General features: G+C 38.7%; 22 protein-coding genes and 1 tRNA gene. 5 read left to right on the top strand and 18 right to left on the bottom strand.

What is annotated here, in order from left to right; genetic code table 11:
- Window positions 1–333 precede the first annotated feature (333 nt).
- Together msr(G) and H0185_RS18165 are read right to left on the bottom strand one after the other, a co-directional pair.
- Window positions 334–1,791, bottom strand: coding sequence for an ABC-F type ribosomal protection protein Msr(G) (gene msr(G), locus H0185_RS18170; RefSeq protein WP_078990170.1), 1,458 nt, complete (start codon window positions 1,789–1,791; stop codon window positions 334–336).
- Window positions 1,792–1,907: 116 nt separating this feature from the next.
- Window positions 1,908–3,101, bottom strand: a complete 1,194-nt coding sequence (locus tag H0185_RS18165; protein WP_078990171.1) for an MFS transporter — start codon at window positions 3,099–3,101, stop codon at window positions 1,908–1,910.
- A 1,290-nt stretch (window positions 3,102–4,391) separates the two neighbouring features.
- On the opposite strand from H0185_RS18165, the gene H0185_RS18160 reads away from it, so the two are divergent.
- A complete protein-coding gene (locus H0185_RS18160) occupies window positions 4,392–5,534 on the top strand; it encodes a site-specific integrase (protein WP_221874908.1) in 1,143 nt (380 codons plus the stop codon).
- Window positions 5,535–5,741: 207 nt separating this feature from the next.
- A complete protein-coding gene (locus tag H0185_RS18155) occupies window positions 5,742–6,872 on the top strand; it encodes a tyrosine-type recombinase/integrase (RefSeq protein ID WP_100347997.1) in 1,131 nt (376 codons plus the stop codon).
- A gap of 162 nt (window positions 6,873–7,034) precedes the next feature.
- On the opposite strand, the gene H0185_RS18150 is transcribed toward H0185_RS18155, so the two are convergent.
- From H0185_RS18150 to H0185_RS18140, 3 genes are all read right to left on the bottom strand, one after another.
- Window positions 7,035–7,106: transfer RNA gene (locus tag H0185_RS18150), tRNA-Val, on the bottom strand.
- 388 nt (window positions 7,107–7,494) lie between these two features.
- Window positions 7,495–7,956 carry a hypothetical protein gene (locus tag H0185_RS18145; protein WP_221874907.1) on the bottom strand — a complete coding sequence of 154 codons (462 nt, stop codon included), beginning with the start codon at window positions 7,954–7,956 and terminating at the stop codon, window positions 7,495–7,497.
- A 2-nt stretch (window positions 7,957–7,958) separates the two neighbouring features.
- On the bottom strand, window positions 7,959–8,627 hold the full coding sequence (locus H0185_RS18140) for a hypothetical protein (protein WP_221874906.1): 669 nt from the start codon (window positions 8,625–8,627) through the stop codon (window positions 7,959–7,961).
- 242 nt (window positions 8,628–8,869) lie between these two features.
- Between H0185_RS18140 and H0185_RS18135 the strand changes: the two genes are divergently transcribed.
- On the top strand, window positions 8,870–9,625 hold the full coding sequence (locus tag H0185_RS18135) for a DUF4457 domain-containing protein (RefSeq protein WP_221874905.1): 756 nt from the start codon (window positions 8,870–8,872) through the stop codon (window positions 9,623–9,625).
- A 96-nt stretch (window positions 9,626–9,721) separates the two neighbouring features.
- On the opposite strand, the gene H0185_RS18130 is transcribed toward H0185_RS18135, so the two are convergent.
- The 11 genes from H0185_RS18130 to H0185_RS18080 form a co-directional block, all read right to left on the bottom strand.
- Entirely contained in the window at window positions 9,722–10,291 is a 570-nt protein-coding gene (locus H0185_RS18130; RefSeq protein ID WP_221874904.1) for a hypothetical protein, read from the bottom strand.
- 72 nt (window positions 10,292–10,363) lie between these two features.
- Complete coding sequence (locus tag H0185_RS18125) at window positions 10,364–10,591, bottom strand: hypothetical protein (RefSeq protein ID WP_221874903.1); 228 nt, start codon at window positions 10,589–10,591, stop codon at window positions 10,364–10,366.
- Complete coding sequence (locus H0185_RS18120) at window positions 10,591–10,770, bottom strand: hypothetical protein (RefSeq protein ID WP_221874902.1); 180 nt, start codon at window positions 10,768–10,770, stop codon at window positions 10,591–10,593. The genes H0185_RS18125 and H0185_RS18120 overlap by 1 nt, the downstream gene beginning before the upstream one ends.
- A 38-nt stretch (window positions 10,771–10,808) precedes the next feature.
- Window positions 10,809–11,060, bottom strand: a complete 252-nt coding sequence (locus H0185_RS18115; protein ID WP_221874901.1) for a hypothetical protein — start codon at window positions 11,058–11,060, stop codon at window positions 10,809–10,811.
- Window positions 11,057–11,467, bottom strand: a complete 411-nt coding sequence (locus H0185_RS18110; protein ID WP_221874900.1) for an AsnC family protein — start codon at window positions 11,465–11,467, stop codon at window positions 11,057–11,059. The genes H0185_RS18115 and H0185_RS18110 overlap by 4 nt, the downstream gene beginning before the upstream one ends.
- Entirely contained in the window at window positions 11,468–11,806 is a 339-nt protein-coding gene (locus H0185_RS18105) for a hypothetical protein (protein WP_221874899.1), read from the bottom strand. It abuts the gene before it with no gap.
- 31 nt (window positions 11,807–11,837) lie between these two features.
- Window positions 11,838–12,200 (bottom strand): hypothetical protein, encoded by a 363-nt coding sequence (locus H0185_RS18100; protein ID WP_221874898.1) that lies wholly within the window; start codon window positions 12,198–12,200, stop codon window positions 11,838–11,840.
- 62 nt (window positions 12,201–12,262) lie between these two features.
- Complete coding sequence (locus tag H0185_RS18095; RefSeq protein WP_221874897.1) at window positions 12,263–12,421, bottom strand: hypothetical protein; 159 nt, start codon at window positions 12,419–12,421, stop codon at window positions 12,263–12,265.
- Window positions 12,418–13,023 carry a hypothetical protein gene (locus H0185_RS18090; RefSeq protein ID WP_221874896.1) on the bottom strand — a complete coding sequence of 202 codons (606 nt, stop codon included), beginning with the start codon at window positions 13,021–13,023 and terminating at the stop codon, window positions 12,418–12,420. The genes H0185_RS18095 and H0185_RS18090 overlap by 4 nt, the downstream gene beginning before the upstream one ends.
- Window positions 13,024–13,044: 21 nt before the next feature.
- Window positions 13,045–13,275 (bottom strand): helix-turn-helix domain-containing protein, encoded by a 231-nt coding sequence (locus tag H0185_RS18085; RefSeq protein WP_221874895.1) that lies wholly within the window; start codon window positions 13,273–13,275, stop codon window positions 13,045–13,047.
- 1,991 nt (window positions 13,276–15,266) lie between these two features.
- Entirely contained in the window at window positions 15,267–15,554 is a 288-nt protein-coding gene (locus H0185_RS18080; RefSeq protein WP_221874894.1) for a hypothetical protein, read from the bottom strand.
- 238 nt (window positions 15,555–15,792) lie between these two features.
- Here H0185_RS18080 and H0185_RS18075 point away from each other — a divergent pair, with 238 nt between their 5' ends.
- Both H0185_RS18075 and H0185_RS18070 read left to right on the top strand, forming a co-directional pair.
- A complete protein-coding gene (locus tag H0185_RS18075; protein WP_221874893.1) occupies window positions 15,793–16,092 on the top strand; it encodes a thioredoxin domain-containing protein in 300 nt (99 codons plus the stop codon).
- Window positions 16,093–16,094: 2 nt separating this feature from the next.
- Window positions 16,095–16,766 carry a hypothetical protein gene (locus tag H0185_RS18070; RefSeq protein ID WP_221874892.1) on the top strand — a complete coding sequence of 224 codons (672 nt, stop codon included), beginning with the start codon at window positions 16,095–16,097 and terminating at the stop codon, window positions 16,764–16,766.
- 253 nt (window positions 16,767–17,019) lie between these two features.
- On the opposite strand, the gene H0185_RS18065 is transcribed toward H0185_RS18070, so the two are convergent.
- On the bottom strand, window positions 17,020–17,259 hold the full coding sequence (locus tag H0185_RS18065; protein WP_221874891.1) for a hypothetical protein: 240 nt from the start codon (window positions 17,257–17,259) through the stop codon (window positions 17,020–17,022).
- 17 nt (window positions 17,260–17,276) lie between these two features.
- Entirely contained in the window at window positions 17,277–18,152 is an 876-nt protein-coding gene (locus H0185_RS18060) for a helix-turn-helix domain-containing protein (protein WP_221874890.1), read from the bottom strand.
- Window positions 18,153–18,157: the final 5 nt, after the last annotated feature.

Raw genomic sequence — 18,157 nt, 5'->3', positions numbered from 1 at the left:
CCTTCAACATTTTGGGATTATTACTTTAACTCTTGTAATATTAATAGAATGTACTTTTTGCAAGAATACGTGTTGTACAAGTTATTTTTGGGTTTTTACTTTTGCTTACCCATGTACCACCTCTGAAATGTTTTTTACCAGCGGTTGCCGCGAAATTTACCACTTACCGCAAAGACATTTACCAATGGGGGAAACGTCAAGGCTTTGGAAAATGATAAGCCTAATCCCCCCTTTTTTTACTGAGGAATTAGGCTTATGCTCTTCCACAATCGCGCCCGATTATGGAAGATTTTATTTTGATAATAAGCCCCATCATTTCTCCTTCTTCATTAATCAGTCCCTTAATTTTAGCTGTTGATGTTCAATGACATAAATACAATCCGCTATACGATTCATAAACCTGCGATCATGTGATACGAAGATAATTGTGCCTTCATATGCTTTTATAAATCTTTCTAATGCTTCAATGGCATGGATATCTAAAAAATTGGTCGGCTCATCTAACAATAAAATATTATATTCTCCTAAAAACAATTGACATAATTGTAGACGAATCGCTTCACCACCACTTAATGATTTTACACTTTTTAAAATATCTGTGCCGACAAAAAACATGGAATGTAGAACACTTCGTAAAAATCCCTCGTCATATTCAGAACGATTTTTCAGAAATTCTAATACTGTTTCATCCCTTGAAAATTGATAGCTCATTTGACGAAAGTAGCCAATTTTTGCTTTTGGTGAAATAGTTAAGCCGGGTGCCTTGATTGCAATATGGTGGAGTAAAGTACTTTTGCCACTACCATTATTACCAATAATCGCTATTTTTTTTCCCAGTGGCAACTGAAAACTTACTTCATTAAATAATACTTTGTTATCCACTTGAAGAGTAAATCGGTCTGCCATTATCGGAAATTTATTATGCAACTCTAGACTTCTCGATTGATGGAAGATTATGGGTCTATCCTCTTTTACAGCATCGACTTCCTGAAGTTTTTCCATTCGTTGCTCAATGGCCTTTGCTGCACGCTGTATAGCTTTTTGGCTCGTACCTTTGGATTTTGTCATGAAGGACTTATCCGGTTTGGCCTTCGCTTCTTTTTTTGACAATCGACCTGCTTGTGCAACTTTTTCAGCTTTCTTCATTTTTTCTTGTGCCGCTTTTTCTAGCCGGCTCTTTTCTTTTATGAACTGTTCATGAGCTTGACTCTGCTGTTCACGTTCTAACTTCTTTTGTGCCAAGTATTCGCTGTAATTTCCTGAATAGATTCGTACCTTGCCTTCATGAACTTCCCAAATTGTCGTAACAAGTTCATCTAATACAGAACGGTCATGACTAATTAATACAAGCGCTCCGTAGTAATACCTAAGTTCATCAAGCAAAAACGAAATTCCCTCTTGGTCTAAGTGAGTAGTCGGCTCATCAATTAATAAAACTTCATAATAATGAGTAAACAATTGAGCGAGTTTCATCCTTGTTTGTTCCCCGCCACTTAGCTGATTAGAGTCTCTTGGTACGTCTAATTTTCCAAGTAACGCTGGATCAGCATCACGTACTGATGGAGTTTCAAGTTGCTCAAAATAACCATTCTCAACAAGACGATGCACCTTTCCGGTTGTTGGTTGAATTGTACCCGCCAGTAATTTCAGTAACGTGCTTTTACCTGCACCATTTTTACCGACTATTCCGATACGGTCAAATTGATGTACAGCTAATCTTTCAATCTTTAAAACCTCTTTATCTAAATATGTCACTTCGACATTTTCTAATTCAAAACATACTTTTTCCATCTTTGCTACCTCCGAAATATTTTTATTTCGTATCGATAGCTAGAATCGATACGAGCCTCTTTCTCTAAACCAAGCTCGTATCAAAAGAATAGTAAAAATTGCATGGAATTCCCCTCCTATTTTGCTTTCCTTGCGATAACCGCATTTAATACGATTAAAATACCTGTAATAGAAAATAATATAGCCACATTTGTTAATTCAATCAGAACTCCAGCTAATGCGTAGCCAATTGGTGTTGCTAATAATGACAAACTTGTTACAAAACTAAACACCCTCCCAAGTAAGTGAGGTTCGATTTCTGTTTGGATAAAAGCATAGAATGGTGCTGAAAATAATGGCCCAGACACCCCAACTAGACCAGCCATTACAATAAAACCGTTGAAAAAAGTTGGTGAGAGTGTACCAGAAATGAATAATGCAATACCCATCAACATCATCCCTGTAACAATTAGTTTAATTTTTTCGAATCTATCCCCGATGATCCCAATCAATGAACCACCTAAGATTAGACCAACAGCAAAAACAATCTCGATAATTCCAGCTTCGACTACACCCTTCTCGAAATGATTTCGTGTCATAAGAGGAAAATAGGTGCCTAGAGGAATATATAGCACCGAAACAACAGTAATTGTCAGTGTTAACCTTAATAAAACAGGGTGTTTTACAAGTGCATGATATCCTTCTTTCATTTCCCCTAAAAAACTAGGAGAATCCGCCGTTTCTGCTCTTTGCGCATTGGGAATGTGAATAAACAGTAAAATACTACTTGCGATAACTGCCCCAAAGACATCTAGTAATAGTACCCACTCAATGGAGCTTATCGCTAGTAATGACATACCTACTGCTGGACCTGCAATATTTGATATAGAACCTACTGTCTGTCCCCATCCAGAAACTTTTGTCAAATGCTCTTCTGGGGCAATTAGTGGAATGGACGCTTGCATGGCCGGCATATGGAATGCAGTTGCTAATGAACGAATGATTAACACAAGTATGACCATCAGAATACTTGGTTCAAAAAAATACATTGATACAAATAAAGCTAAACTTCCAAGTGCAACCGTCATGTCTGCAAATATCATGATCAATTTTCGTGAATAACGATCCGTAATGGTTCCAGCAAAAGGACCTAATAAAGCTTGTGGCATAAATCCAGCCAGACCTGCTAGCGTTAAAATCAGTGGCGAACCTCCTGTTGTATCTGTTAACCACCAAATGATACTAAATTGAACAGCAGCACTGCTTAATAATGAAAAGAACTGCCCTGTAAAAATCGCAAAAAAATTCCGTTTCCAATTCTTATTATCCATTTTCCCTACCTCCAAATAATAAAAAAATCACAAGCATCTGCCTGTGACTGTAGAGTAAAGGGAAAGAGACCCATCCTTATTTTTGTGGCTTTTAGAGAGCCATCAGCAAACAAACCTAACTTTAGCATAGCTAAGAAGGTTAAAAAAGATAAAAAATAAAGAAAGGTAGAACAAGCCGCCTTTCTCAACATGACATATTTTCATCCCACATAAATAAAGTAGTTAAGAGCACAAAACTGCAAATATGGAGTGGGTGACTTTTACAAATATGAAATGAAGATTATTAAAAAAGGACAGACTAATCCCGTTTACTCTGTATACACAAACAGAGCCTTTGAACGTATTTAATTACTTGTTCAAAGTTAGGGAACGTAGTCTCATAGAATGTGTCATTTTTTAATAATCCTCCTTGATTTTTAAAGATACATTTTTAATAATATGTCTTCAATAAAAAAAAGTCAAGGTAATTAAGAATATTACATCTTCCACTATACTGCCCATTGGCATTGTACAATTTTTTCAAAACTAACCTTATCTGTATTTTAGCACAAATACCCAATTGCTGTTTTGTGTTATTCCGGATAATGGCCCGTTTGTTCAATAAGCACAGTTTAACAAAATCTATATAATTATTGATGTCTATATAGTTTCTCACTAAAATGATTCAAAGTGATTAGTAAATATCCTGAAAAAAATACATCGATTAAATGCCAAAACAACTAAATTTACATTTTCTACGTTTCTGTAATTTTGTATATGAACTTTTGTAATTCTCACTGTTTTTCACCTAGTACACTAAATGGAATCACCTAAGTTAATATTGTCTAACTCTATGTGATTTTATTATTCACACCATGTATACATAATCCTCTATATTCCCCATTTTCAACATCCACTCATGAATAGTTGTTTCTAATATTGTACATAATGTTATTGTTAGTGCAATCTGTATGTCTTGAGAAGAAGAAGTGCTTATGCGCTTCTTCTTCCTTTTTTGTTATCTAAAAAAATAAAAAAAATAATGGTAAGGTATTAAAACGAGGAAAATCACAAGATATAATGATTCATGATTAACCGGTTAATGAAAACCTTTATAGTAACCAAACAAGCGAAGTCCGCAGGTTACATGATGTTATCCATTGGATAACCATGTTCTGCGGGCTTTTGATTTAAAGTTATCTTTTTAACTACCTTAAATGAATTTCTCTAAATAGGAAACTTTCTGTTTAAAGTATGTATCTATTAAAATCACTTTTCTATTACAACAAAAAAATATTAGGAGGAAAAATCATGGGTAAGGAACGTAAAGAACAAGGTATTCACCAACGTGGATCCACATATACCATTGTAGTTGAGGGTCCAAGAAATAACGACGGCAGTCGAAACCAGATTACAAAAGGTGGTTTTCGAACAAAAAAGGAAGCAAGAGTTGCTCGAATAAAATTATTAAATGAAATTAATGAAGGAAAGTATATCGTAGAAAGTGAGGAAACATTTGCTTCATTCGTACCGTATTGGTTTAAACATTACGAAAAGAGAGTGAAGGCATCCACTGCTTCTACAAGAAAGTACACAGTTGATAAGCATTTAGTTAATGATAATCCGTTTTCAAACAAACCAATCTCTAAAATTACAACCGAAGATATTGATGCTTTATATAATCTTAAACTTGAGCAAGGATTAAGTGCAAGTACAGTGAAAAGAATACACCAGCTATTAAATATTGCTCTAACTCAAGCTGTTAAATGGAAGAGAATCAAATTTAATCCAGCAATCGATGCTGATCCACCCCCAGTAAATAAAGAAGAAATGCAAATATGGTCATTTAAAGAAATTAGGGCTTTTCTCGATAAATGTAATAATTCCCGCTATAAAATTCTATTCTTGATTGCTATTTATACCGGTATGAGAAAAGGTGAAATACTTGGGCTAAAGTGGAGCGATATCGATTTTAAAAAAAAGAAAATCCATGTCCAACGTACACTTCAGCTGATTGCTGAAGAAGGGTACATTTTTACTACACCTAAGACAAAAAAGTCAATACGTCAAATACCAATACCGGAATTTCTTATTGAACAACTACTAATATTTCAGAAAGAGCAGGAGAATTGGAAAAATAGACTGGGGGAAGAATATCAGGATCAAAATCTAGTTATTTGTACTGAGAAAGGTACTATACAGGATCCTAGAAATATTTTACGAAAGATGAAAAAAATTTGTGAAGAAGCAAATGTAACTCCGATCAGATTTCATGATATCCGCCATACACATGCTTCTATTCTAATTTCAGAAGGAGTAGATTTAGTGAAGGTGTCGGCACGTTTAGGTCATGCCAATGCTAAAATCACAATGGAAATTTATGCACATCTTATACCAAACCAAGATGATGATGTTGCAGATATCTTCCATAACGCTATGAATCAATCACTTTAGTATAAAAGATACTCAAATAGCTAGCTGCACCCTTTACGGGGGTCCTAGCCTACATATAACACCATTTTCCCCTCCCCATAAGGGATAAATCCTTTTTGAAGTAATCACCTTATAAAAATCTAGCATAATGGTCAAACTGTTAATGACCACTTGCTTGAAATCCTTCTGTTACATTGCTATACGAGTTACAGGAGGTAATAGCAATCTATGAAAGGCTCAGTAAGTAAACGCGGATCAACTTGGACTTATGTAGTTGATATAGGTAAAGATCCCGAAACTGGAAAGCGGCAACAAAAAACAAAAGGAGGATTTAAAAAGAAAAAAGATGCAGAAGCTGCCCTTCTAAATATCCTAAAGGAATTAGAAGAAGGTGAATATATCGAACCAAGTAATAAGATATTTTCTTCATATATCGAGGAATGGTTTCAACATTACGGTAAACGTGTGAAGGAAACAACGGCATTCAGCAGAAGATTTACCGTTGATAAGCATCTCATACGAGAAAACCCTTTTCATAATAAACCACTTTCAAAGATTACGTCAAAAGATATTGATAATCTCTATAATTTGAAATTAGATGAGGGCTACAGTACAAATACAATACGAAAAATACATCAGATGCTACATCAAGCATTAGAGCAGGCTGTGAAATGGAACATGATTAAAACAAATCCAGTCTCTAAGACAGCGCCTCCATCCATCAAAACAAAAGATTTCAAAATCTGGTCTTTTGACGAGGTTCACGCATTCCTAGAAGTATCCCGGAAAAATCGTCATTATATCATGTTTCTTCTGGCGATTTATACAGGAATGCGAAAAGGTGAGATTTTGGGACTTAAATGGAGCGATATTGACTTTGAGAAAAAGGTTATTATGGTACAACGTTCTGTTGCTCGTATTTCTGGATTAGGTTATATATTCTCTAGTCCTAAAACCAAGAAATCCATTCGTCAAGTTCCCATACCAGACTTTTTCATTGAAGAACTTCTTACTCACAAGAAAACCCAAGAAGAATGGAAAAAGCGCTCTGGAACCCAATATCAAGAACTTGACCTTGTAATTTCAACCGAGACGGGAACGATACAAGATCCACGAAACGTATTACGTGAAATGAGGAAAATATGTAAAAATGCAAAAGTCACACCTATCCGCTTTCATGACATACGACACACACATGCTTCCATCCTTATTGCTGAGGGTGTAGACATTGTAAAAGTGGCATCTCGTTTAGGACATACTAACCCAAAGATTACCTTGGAAATTTACGCTCACCTAATGCCGAATGAAGATAACGATGTAGCCGATATTTTCCATAAAGCTTTCAAAAAGTCCCGTTAGCAAAATGTTAGCAAATACAAATTCTGACGAAAAAACAGGGTTAGGAAAACCAAGATTCAAAAAGCTATCTGGTGTAAGTGGATGATAAATATAACTGATGGAAACAAAAACAAAAAAGCTGAAACCCTTGATAAATCAAGAATTCCAGCAATTACAATTAGATGATCTGAGAGGGATTCGAACCCCCGACTTCTTGCCTGTCAAGCAAGCGTTCTCCCCCTGAACTACCAGATCGTATGGTTTGACCTCTACCCTGTCAAGGTAGCGCTACATTACGAATAAATGCGACAAGTCGTCGAAAGTCTTCCGTAAGTCAATCGTACCAACGGAAGTCAGCGACAAGTCAACACGTCAATTCAATTACGATTAACCGAATTATATCAATAGGCGTTCTTATCTGCAATAATAAAGGGCGTTTACCTGCAACAAAATGTGATTAATCGTAATATCAAATATATAAAAAGAGGAACACCCGAAGCCGTCCCCGTTATTATTCGATATCAATAATTCAAGTCGTTTTGTATTTTATCGACGTTTTCCCCGTCCAAGAAGTGTGTCACGCCGAACGTTGCCCCGTTCCCGTTGTGGTTCAAGCCGACGTCAAGGTCGTGAATGATTTGTTTCATGTATTCGAACGATTCAACTTGGTCGTCTTCAAGCGGCTTCCATTGGTCAACCAAGTCGATTCTTTCCATCGCCCCGCCTTCGCCGTCCGAACGAATTGCAAATGACCAATATAGGACGAAATGATTGCCAATGTTTCAAAGTCTTTTTCAAGGTCTTCGCCTTCAACACGGACATAGTTATTCAAAGCGTTGTTCAATTCTTTCGCAAACAAATATTGTGAATACCCTTCGTCTTCGTCATGTTCCCGTGGAATCTTGTTTGATTCATCGACCAACATTGCAATGAACTCTTTCGCCGTGATTGACTTGTCCTTCCATTCCTTCGTTTCATTCGCCGCCGCTTCGACTTTGATTTCCGTCGTGGATTCTTCCTTTGGCGTTTCCTGAGTTTGTTCCGAACTACAACCGATCAATAAACCGACAACAACGATTCCAGATAATAAAATTTTTATTCTCATAATTATTCGCCGCCTTTGATAAATGCTTCAAGTTCGTTGGTTTTCGCTCCGTCCGCTTGATATGAGAACCCGGCAACTTCACCCGTCGCCCCTTCGTTGATTGCAATATGAACGTCGTTGAGCAACAATAACAGGTATTCAAACGCTTCAGCTTGACGTTCGGTTGACGGCTTCCATTCCTTGACCGCTTCTTGTTTGTTTTCGCCGTACTTTTCCGCCAAATAGTCGACGTCTAAATGTTCCCCCCGTTTGATATGTTCGTCTTGAACGATTTCCGCCAATGTATAAATGTTATCGAAATCTTTTTCAAGGTCGCCGCCTTCAACTTGGATATATGTTCCCAAAACATTCGTGATTGATTGCGCCATGATATATTCGTGATACGATTCGTCATATCCGGCGTCAAAATACTTGTCCGGCGTTTCGCTTTGCAAGTCGGTCAACGTTTGGGAAATCCACCCCTTCGCATTTGTTTCGAAGTCTGGATATTCAAGTTCTTCCGCGTTTGAAACGTCCTTCCATTCCTTCGGGTCGATCGTTTCGGCTTCAACTTTGATTTTCGTTGCTGCTTCGACTTTTGGTTCCTCTTTCTTTTCCGCTTGTTCCGTACCGCAACCGACCAACAATGAGCCGACCAAGATTCCCGTCATTCCTGTTTTCCAAAAGTTCATTTTTATTCCCCCTTTCGAAATGTTTGTAATATAACGGTAACATACATAGTTTGGTATTTTAAAGGAAAATCAAGTATTTTTATTTATGGCAACAAAGAAAGACGCCCCAAGCGGGACGCCGTGACAACGAAAAAAAGCCACCAGAAAATTGGAAACTTTTGCGAAGGTATTTGGTGAATTTTGGCTATTTCTCTGCTATCATTTAATAGAAAAAAAGATTCATATGAAAGGCGGGAATGCTAGTGAGCGATTATCAAGAAAGATACAAGAAAGAAAGAGAAGAACAATTATCTTTATGGAAAGAAATGATCGAAGGAATCTTTGGTGAAGTACCGAATGGTTCTATCAAAATCACGGATAGAAACAGAATCGTTGAAGTTTTGAACGCTATCGGAAAAAGTAAAGCGTCGAATCATACATTTATGCCTTCGGGCGGCGGTTTGGATATAACGGGAGCAAAATTTTCAGACGAACAAGGAAAGCTGGAATTAGATTTTGGCGGTTCTTATATCATTGTCAATCCCGAATCCCTTACTTTTCATCCCGTTGGTGACGACCCAGATTGGATGTATTTCAGATTGAACACATTGCCATTTGAACGAAGCGGCGTATACAAAGAATATCAAGAAGAAGAAGAACAAATTGAACAAGTTTTCAAGTCCGAAATTGACCGAAGAGTTGAAGAACAAATGAAGTATTCCGGCGAAGAAGTTTTGGAAATCGAGCCAGGACAATATATTGACCGTTCGTTTTGGGATATCCAACATATAGGTTACGACGAAAACGGCAACGAAATCCCGCTTCCCGAAAATGCCCGTGTTGTAACGAGAAAATTCAACGGTGGGGATTTCGTTACTTTCTCGAAATACTCTTTATATAACCAAGTATCTTCGACTTACGACGGACGTCATGCACAAGTTGATGATGAAAAATTCCGCCAATATTGCGTTGAAATAGTCGAAGGATTGAAAGCAAGAAAAGAGCGAAAAGAGCGATAATTTTTTCAATTCCATACTGTAAAAGGTATGGAATTTATTTTTGTAAATTAAAAAGCCACGCCAAAAAACGGGAAGCATATCGCCGCCCTTTTTGAATTAATTTTCAATTGTCGCTTTGAACAATTCGACGCTTGACATTGTTGCAGCTTCAATTTCTTCAATCGTCCGCTTGTTATCTTCGCACCAATACAGAAATTCAAGGTATTGGTCGAATGTCAATCCGTTCAATTCCGCAAGATACGAAATCACTTCGTCAAAACGATCGTGCATTTCAAGACTTGCTTCAATTTCATTGAACCAATCAAGGAAGTTTTTCGACCCCTTTGACAAGTTCAACGTCCTATCAAGTGGAATGACGTTGCCGATTTCCGTTCCCATATGCCCAACGCAAAGAGGCACGACGTGTTCAAGACTTACGTCCTTCGAATTCGTAAGGCAACAACGCCCGTCAAAACGGTCAAGAACGGCTTTCCATACGTTCGGCGGAAAGTCGTGAGGCAATGCCTTCAACCTTGCCCTTCGGCGTTGGTTCTTTGCCTTTAAATATTCGGGGTTGTTCCGATTGAATTCGTATTGTTTCGCCCTTTGACACGCCTTGCAACGTGTCTTTTGATATGTATAAAACATTTCAATTCGGCTTTCGCCGCAAAGATTGCATTTTTTCATTTTTGTTCACGTCCTTTCCTTTTCTTTACGTATAAAAAAAGACATTCCGGATTGGAACGCCTAAAGGAATGACTATAAGGTAATGCCAGCTTTTTCTGATTTTACAACAAGATAGTTAACGAATGCCGAACAAGCAACAAGCATAAATTTTGCATCTTCAAAAGACAAGCTTGGTTCCTCAATTAATGCATGCCTAATGCCGTCGCCGTCACTTGTGTATCCATAAATCTTTAAAAATCCTTCACGCAATGCACCGTGCATTTGAACCCCTAATCTTTCTTCTAAAACTTTTCCCTCCATTACCCGACATTCCACTGATTGTTTTTTGCTATTGCATCGGAAAGGAAAGAATCGCCCCTTCGTGCTTGGTAGAACTCCCGCCGCATATCATTCAACGTTCCCGAAAAACCAAGCGACCGAAGGGCTTTGACTTCGATATCTTGTCGACCAAGACCCGAAACGTCAACGCCATTATCCATGCAAACTTGTTTCCAGTATTCGGGCGGTTGTTTTGGCATTATTTCAACCCCCGTTCCATTCGATATTTCGCTTCAAGTTCGCGAACCGTCATGACCGACAATTTGCATACCTGGGAAATTGCGAATATATTGTTTGGCTCATCGTTTCGAAGCAATCTTTCAGCGTGAAGCTTGCGTTCGGCGAATTCTTCCCGTTCCCGGCGTTCCCATTGGCGACCCCGTTCCGCATGGACTTCTAAGTCATGAGCGTTTAGAAGTTGCGGCATAACGTCAAAGAGGGCGGCCATCATTTCGCACCCCCTTGAAGAACTTTCAATTCGCGGTCGATTTCCGCAATCTCCCGATCAAGTTCTTCCTCGCTCATTTCGTTATATCGCGCGTCCTCGATTGTCGTCTTGACCTCGCTTTTCTCAACAAGTAGTCCAAGCGTCTTGAAGCCCAATTCAATCGAACGGTAGTCGCCGCGTTGAATGTTTTTCTTCAATGCGTTTATCATCGTAGGAATTTCACTTTCGAGTTCTTGAATCGCAATATTTCGAACCGCTTTTTTGATATGCGATTTTTGACGATAGCGAAACAGCTGCCGTTCAGACAATCCAACTTTATCGGCAATATCAGCATAGCTGCGGTTTCCTTTGTTGGCTAATTCTTGAACAATTTGAATTTCAAGTTCGGTTAATCCGTCGAAAATATCCAATTAACTCACCCCCTTTCTTTTTGCGATTGCTTTCAAGATTTTCAATTGCTTTTCCAGGTCTTCGTTTGACAATTCTTTGAGGGCTCTCCCGTTCGATACCCGGTCAAACTTTGCTTCTAGTATTTGAAGGCGACGGGCTTCCAGTTGCTCCGCCTTTGAAAGTACGCGCTTTGGTTTCGGGTTCAATCGTTCTCGCATTTCTTCGAGTTCTAGTCGCCGCGCCGCTTGCTCTTTGACAATGGCTTGTTGTTCGACCGGAAGAAGCGAGAGATCAACGCCGTAAAGGGCGACGTCTATCCGTCGAATTAGTTCTTCGTGTTCGTTCCAGTCCATCGGCATATCATCACCCCCATAAAAAAGGGCGGGGGAATTATTCGCTCCCGCCGCCTTCTCTTTCCGACATTACTTGGTTTAGTTGCTCGTTTGCTTCTTTGAGTTGACGTTCAAGTTCCTGGAATTCCTTCGAGTTGGTCGAAATCATTTCTTCCTTTCGTGCCGGCGGGGCTTCTTCTACCGCCTTGCGTTTATTTTCTACATACTTATTGTTCAAGTCCGCCATTCCAATCGTTAGAAGTTGAATAGGCGACAAAACGTCTGGGTTCTTCTCGTATTGTTTACGAAGGACTTCCAGCGAATCGCTTGCGGGTTCCGTGAATGGTTGCGACTTCCCCCTTTCTTCGTATCCGTCAATCATTGCCTGTAATGGATTAGTTCCGTTATCATATTTAATCATCCGAATTCCCTCCTAAAAGAAGCGGCGTCCCGTTGATGGACGTCCCGCGTTATTTGTTCTATTTAGTTTCTTGAGAATGACGTCGGCTTCCGAGTTAGTAATACTACCGTCTCCGCGATTTCTCTTTTCGGTTTCCCTTCGTTGTGAAGCTTCTGGACAATGGCAATCGTCCCATTCCGATATTCTTCTTGCTTCCGTACTAACTCGACCGCGTTTATCACTTCGAAGCACCCCCGCCCCAATTTGGTACATTGCCCGAAGCATATACGCTTACTTGCGTTTCAACCTTCAATCCGATACAATCAATTTCTTTCGTATAGTTTTCCGGGGAATGAACTTTTCGTTCGTCCAGAATCGCCTTATCATAGTACGACACTTCTTCGCCGATATCGTTCACCAAAGAAGAATATTCCGTGTTGATTCCGCCGACTTCGTTCTTGATTCGTCCAAGCTTTGCGAGTTCTTCCAAGAATGCCACCCTTGCCCCGTGTACCACTTCGACCTGTTTGTTATATTTAGCCTGAACTTCCGCAGCTGCTTTTTGGCGTTTCTGTTTTGCGAATGGAATAAGTTTCTCCCGCGCTAATTTCTTACGAACCGCCTTCGCCCGTTGGATGTATTCGTCAGTCTTGACAATCTCCGCTTGAAGTTCTTCGAACTTTGCCTTCGCTTGGTCAATCGTTTTATTGTCGACCTTTCCAAGAAGTAAGTCTTCGAAACTGTTTTCGATTGCTTCGGATAGTGCCGCAAGTTCCGTTGACAATTGTTCTTTCTTCGATTCTAGTTCTTCGATTTTCGCCTTGATAGTTTCAACTTCTCTCATAATTAAACGCCCCCTTTGTTTTTAATATCCAACGACTTCGACGAATGCCCGTGCTTCGTCTTCCGTGATTCCGATAACTTCAAGAAACTTCTTCGTTTTTTCTGCCGATAAGATGCGAATATTTGTTTCGCACATGGAAACGTAAGCTTTTGAAACGCCGATTTCTTTCCCCATTTGTACGCCGTTCAATCCGTGATTTACTCGAAGCAATCGCATTGATTTCCCGTGTAGTCGTAAAGGTTGTTTTTCCAAGATATTCACCCCGTATATATTTAAAGTTGTATTTGTTTACAATAAAGCCAAAATAAAAAAACGACTTTTTCAAGCCGCCATTGAAAAGGGTATCCAGAATGCCTGCCATTAGCATTATCATGGAACGACGGAAATGAATCCGCCGAAGTTCTACCGCTATACTAACAAATACGCCGTGAACGCTTTTCACAAGATATTCTCGACAATTAGAAGAAATATTTTTCGGGTCATTCGATTGATCGCTTTACTACCGTATGCCCCCGACAATTGGAACGGGAAGGGAATCGCGGCGGCGCGGAATCTTCTTCTTTTATATTTCGCTTTCTTCACTTTATATCTTCGACAATATGATTCCTTTTGTCGGGTCTTTTATAGATTCGATTTCTTTTATAAATGATTTGCCGAAGGCTTGGTTCGACAATACATGGTCTTAGTATTGGAGAATCAATATTTTGTCTTTGCCTTTTGTTTGATTCTTAAAATGAATAGACCCCAATCTTTTTTTGTTTCTTTCGTTTCCTTCGCTTCTTTCGATTCTTACGTTCTTTTCTAACTTCACTCACTCCGTTCCTTCGTTGCTTCACTTCGTTTCGCTTTGTCTTTTCTTCTTTTCTTAACCGTTTTTATTTCGTAAATATCGAATATATACTATGTATTTATACTGTGAACTCAAACTACAAGTAAATTCTCGAAAATAATTTAAAAATATTTTTAGGCGATTCTTTGCGGCTTCATGCGGCGGAAATCCTTCGGCGATTCCTTGCGATTCATTGTCGGTCACTTTGCGAAACATACGCTTTCAGATAGCGAACCCGAATCCGTGTCCCGGCGATTGCCTTCCGTGTCCTACTGAAACCGAATCCGTGTCCATTCGAAGAATATGCTTGTCACTTGTCGTCCTTTGATTGCCGATACTTTCGAAAAATTATTCGTATATTTACTGAATCCGTTCTGCAAGGCGGCGGCTATGCCGTCCCCCCGGGTGTACCCCTCAAAATTTCCGAACAATGACACACACAAATTATTATTCATTCGCCTTTTCCAATCACCCCTTTATCGTAATCATTTATACGAAATCATGTATTGTATATTCGATTCTAGTTTACATAATTGTACCTATCGGAAGTTCTATCGTTGCATAAACCGCGACAAATCAACGTTTTCAAACTTCGGGTTTTTGACGATTATACATAATTTTATACAACGCTTATATATCAATGGTTGGCGGCTATTGTGGAAGGCGGAAGGCGTGGACAAATGTATAAACGATTGGGGTTGATTGGTTGTCGCCGCTTGTCGTTGCTTCCTTCGGTCATGTTATACGACGAATGGGAATAATACCTTCGAGCAGTCACGACGAATAATCTTTGACAAACGTTGATATGACGGGGGTTTGACAAACAGGGGAAAGTGTAATTCGACGTATAATGTCTGTTATATTCCGAATAAAAAGGCGGCAATAATTATCGGGATTCATTGTCGAGATATGTCCGAGCGTATCCAAGCGGAAGCCCTTTCGAATCCTTGCGTTATTAGGGATTGTTCGTGTTTTTTCGGGGAAATCTTTCGGACATTCCAAGACGTACAAAGGGCGAACCACGGGTTTTTGAACGAATTCCGACCGTAACCATTCGACCAACAATCGAATGAAATGAATTTATTGAACGAAGCCCGCACACGTCAAAATAGAACCCGTGTAGCGGATTGTCAAAACGTATTCTTCGCATATATGAACGAATCCCAATGTCGAAGCCCACAACGACAAATAAGGGCATTCTTGACGCTTTCAAGACGTTTCCCTTCGCTTACCTATTCGAAGACAAATCGTAGCCCGCATTCGTCCAATATGAAGCCGTGACAACGATCACTTTCCCTTATCCTTCGCATACTATTCCGAAACTATTTATTCGTTATTCTATTAAATGTCATTCAAGCGAAAAGCAGCGACAAAGAAAAAGACGACCCCGAAGGAATTGCCGTGTTTTCGGTTCCTATTCTTTTTTTAGGTTTAAGAGTATTTCGTGATATTCCTCAATAAATGAAACCGCCTTTTCGAAACTATAAAAGTTTCCGATTACTATGAAGGGAAGTTCTCCGCCGAAAATACTTATTTCAACTTCATAAGCGTTTGAAGCCGAAGTGTGAATCAAGAACGAAGGCTTTTCTTCGTTTTCGTTTATATTCGGGCTATCGGTGAACGCATACCCGACGTTAAAGCCCTTTTTGTCTCCGAGTTCAACTAATGGAATATAAACTTTGTTTAATGTTTCGATATACATGAATAATCAACCCCCGATTTGTTTTATTTTGTCCTTACACGTTCAATTGTGGTAGGGAATCGGGTTATTGTGACGCTTGAGCGATATTAAACAAAAAAAATCGCCTTGCGGACATGTGCCCCAAGACGAAAAGGTTTGGCGGGAATCGTTGTTGGACGAAGTTGTTCCTGCATTGTGACGCTTGCCTTGCATTTGCTATAATAAAATTAATATTCTTATTTTGGGCGGTGAAAGAACGTTGAAGAAAGCCACAAAAGACCCACTTCTTGTCGTTTCAGTCGAAGCACATAAAAAGATTATCACGGAAGGCGAATCGGTTGATCTCGAATCTATTCTTTACGAAAAGGGAACGCCTTTCGATCAAGTTCGCCGTTATAATGCCTATACAATATTATCTAAATTGCAATTCCCGAAGGACGAAATCCTGAACTACTCGAGCGAATCACGCCGCTACCTTGACGAAATTGCAGCTAAAGACCTTACAGCCGAAGAAATCATCAAATTATTGTTAGAATATCGAAGAAACAATGGAGAATAGCCATGTTTAAATCATTAGCTGTTTACCAATTTATTGACGGACAAAAAAGGATTGTTATAAAAGAATCGTTCTCTAATAACGATTTAAAGGTAATAGATAGATGTTATTCTTCCCTAGCAGAATATGAGAGATACAAAACCCTTTTTCAAATGGTGCTAGATAATTACCTTGATCTAACAAAATATTTGGAAAAACAAGAAAACGACGAAAAACACAGTGAAGATTCGATAAAGAAAATTGGCTTTCACGCAAATCGCCTAACAATAAATTATCTTTCAAGCGCAAAATTATTCATAGAGCATACTGAAAAAAAGCTAAAAAGTAAGTACGGAAATAATTCACAAGAATTTAAGGATTGGAAGTCGGCAACAAAAAAGGAATTTGATTCAAGCTTTTCTTATAGATTTTTGTACCATTTAAGGAACTATACACAGCATTACGGATTTCCAATCGGTTCTATAAGTCGTAATTCAAAAATCAAAAACATCATGTTGTTTTTTGTTAAGGATTCACTTATTTCTAACAACTACGACTGGCATAGGGATGTTATTAGAGATTTAAAAGAAGCTCCTGATAAAATTCCCATTTTTAGAGTAATCAATGAATACAACGGGTGTATGGCTAGATTATATCAGGCGGCTTTAAAAGCTAATTGCACAACAACTAGTTACTGATTTAAATGAATACCTCAAACTTTTATCTAGCAAGGACATAGAAGGAATGCCTTATATTATTACGTTCAATAAACCCCAGGATAGAATTAATCCAAATGGATATAAAAATTTCAGTCCACTCCCTTTTAATGAAGTCTATGAATGCTTTAAGGAACTTGGGGATTATAAGGTAGTAAATTTTTCACAAAAAGATTAGAAGATGAGAACATAAAAAATTCTTCATCTTTTTTTGTTTTCCCTCTTTATAATGGTATTAATAATCAGATCCTTTATTTCTAAACAATATTTCTTTTGCCCTTTGATTAAGCATGCGATTAAAGTTTTTTATAGCTTCAGGGCTAGGCTCATTCGACTTTACAGAAATTGTATACTTTCCTTTTCTCATGATCGTCTTTCTTGTGTAGATAACTTCTCGACCCGACTGTTGAAACTTTCCCGTTGGTTCGTAAATCTCTTCCTCTGAAATGATTTCTATTTGATCGTTTTTCTTCACTATAATTCCCCTTTCAATTATTGTTCTAACCAATTATAAAAAGGCACAGGACTAGGACAGCGGAAGGGTTTGGGCTTACAAGCTTCTTCATACATTCGACGGGCTTCCATTTGGACAGACGACCCCAAGTCTTCGAAATCCATGCCAAAATTACGCTTTACAAAGAAGTCAAAGCGGCGTTGTTCCCTTTCCTTTTCTTTTTGCTTATGTTCGACAATTGCACGAATAGCGGAAGCCTTTCGGATTTCATTTGACAATACTTTTTCACAATATGCCGAGAATGATTTTATTTGTAAACCCTTTTTCACTTTATCGCCAACCTTTAAAGCGAGATATCGAACAATATTCTTTAGATTCCCGTCAAGGTCGATTGTTGAGGATAGCTTGGACACTTTTTCGAAAATAGATTGATTATCGCTAATAATATGTTTTTCTTGTTTTGGTGATTCTTGAACAATTGGTTCGAAGTCGCCGGCAAGCTTCAAACCGTTATCCCTATTGGCTTCGACCACTTCCTCTGATGTAACCGCCGCATGTAACCTTTCAACACAAAAAGGAAGAATTCGCATGACTTTGACGGAAGGACGCCCTGTTTTCGTTTTTGTCCGCATGGAATCAATAACACCTAACGTTTCAAGCGTCTTCAATGCTTTGTTGATTGTCTTGCGGGAATATCCTGTTAGTTTCGCAATTGTGGCTTGTTTCATGAACGACAGACCAACGCAACGCAAAGACGCCCTACCAAGACATAGAAGAACGTCAATCACACTTTGCGGCACTTCGTGACGTATATGGTCGATATACTCATAAATAGATTTATCCATTTCTTCGACATTATCGAATGATTCATGTTTTCGAAGTTCTTTGAAATTGATTGCGGCGAATTCTGTCATTGCTT

This window comes from Mesobacillus maritimus (genome assembly GCF_019749255.1).
Lineage (GTDB): Bacteria > Bacillota > Bacilli > Bacillales > Cytobacillaceae > Mesobacillus_B > Mesobacillus_B maritimus_A.
This window is presented reverse-complemented; position numbering and strand designations above follow the sequence as displayed.

Excerpts from the sequence above, each read along its gene's own strand:
- H0185_RS18165 (WP_078990171.1), bottom strand. The coding sequence starts at position 3,101 with ATGGATAATAAGAATTGGAAACGGAATTTTTTTGCGATTTTTACAGGG.
- H0185_RS18160 (WP_221874908.1), top strand. The coding sequence starts at position 4,392 with ATGGGTAAGGAACGTAAAGAACAAGGTATTCACCAACGTGGATCCACA.
- H0185_RS18155 (WP_100347997.1), top strand. The coding sequence starts at position 5,742 with ATGAAAGGCTCAGTAAGTAAACGCGGATCAACTTGGACTTATGTAGTT.
- H0185_RS18145 (WP_221874907.1), bottom strand. The coding sequence starts at position 7,956 with ATGAGAATAAAAATTTTATTATCTGGAATCGTTGTTGTCGGTTTATTG.
- H0185_RS18140 (WP_221874906.1), bottom strand. The coding sequence starts at position 8,627 with ATGAACTTTTGGAAAACAGGAATGACGGGAATCTTGGTCGGCTCATTG.
- H0185_RS18130 (WP_221874904.1), bottom strand. The coding sequence starts at position 10,291 with ATGAAAAAATGCAATCTTTGCGGCGAAAGCCGAATTGAAATGTTTTAT.
- H0185_RS18125 (WP_221874903.1), bottom strand. The coding sequence starts at position 10,591 with ATGGAGGGAAAAGTTTTAGAAGAAAGATTAGGGGTTCAAATGCACGGT.
- H0185_RS18120 (WP_221874902.1), bottom strand. The coding sequence starts at position 10,770 with ATGGATAATGGCGTTGACGTTTCGGGTCTTGGTCGACAAGATATCGAA.
- H0185_RS18115 (WP_221874901.1), bottom strand. The coding sequence starts at position 11,060 with ATGATGGCCGCCCTCTTTGACGTTATGCCGCAACTTCTAAACGCTCAT.
- H0185_RS18105 (WP_221874899.1), bottom strand. The coding sequence starts at position 11,806 with ATGCCGATGGACTGGAACGAACACGAAGAACTAATTCGACGGATAGAC.
- H0185_RS18100 (WP_221874898.1), bottom strand. The coding sequence starts at position 12,200 with ATGATTAAATATGATAACGGAACTAATCCATTACAGGCAATGATTGAC.
- H0185_RS18090 (WP_221874896.1), bottom strand. The coding sequence starts at position 13,023 with ATGAGAGAAGTTGAAACTATCAAGGCGAAAATCGAAGAACTAGAATCG.
- H0185_RS18080 (WP_221874894.1), bottom strand. The coding sequence starts at position 15,554 with ATGTATATCGAAACATTAAACAAAGTTTATATTCCATTAGTTGAACTC.
- H0185_RS18070 (WP_221874892.1), top strand. The coding sequence starts at position 16,095 with ATGTTTAAATCATTAGCTGTTTACCAATTTATTGACGGACAAAAAAGG.
- H0185_RS18060 (WP_221874890.1), bottom strand. The coding sequence starts at position 18,152 with ATGACAGAATTCGCCGCAATCAATTTCAAAGAACTTCGAAAACATGAA.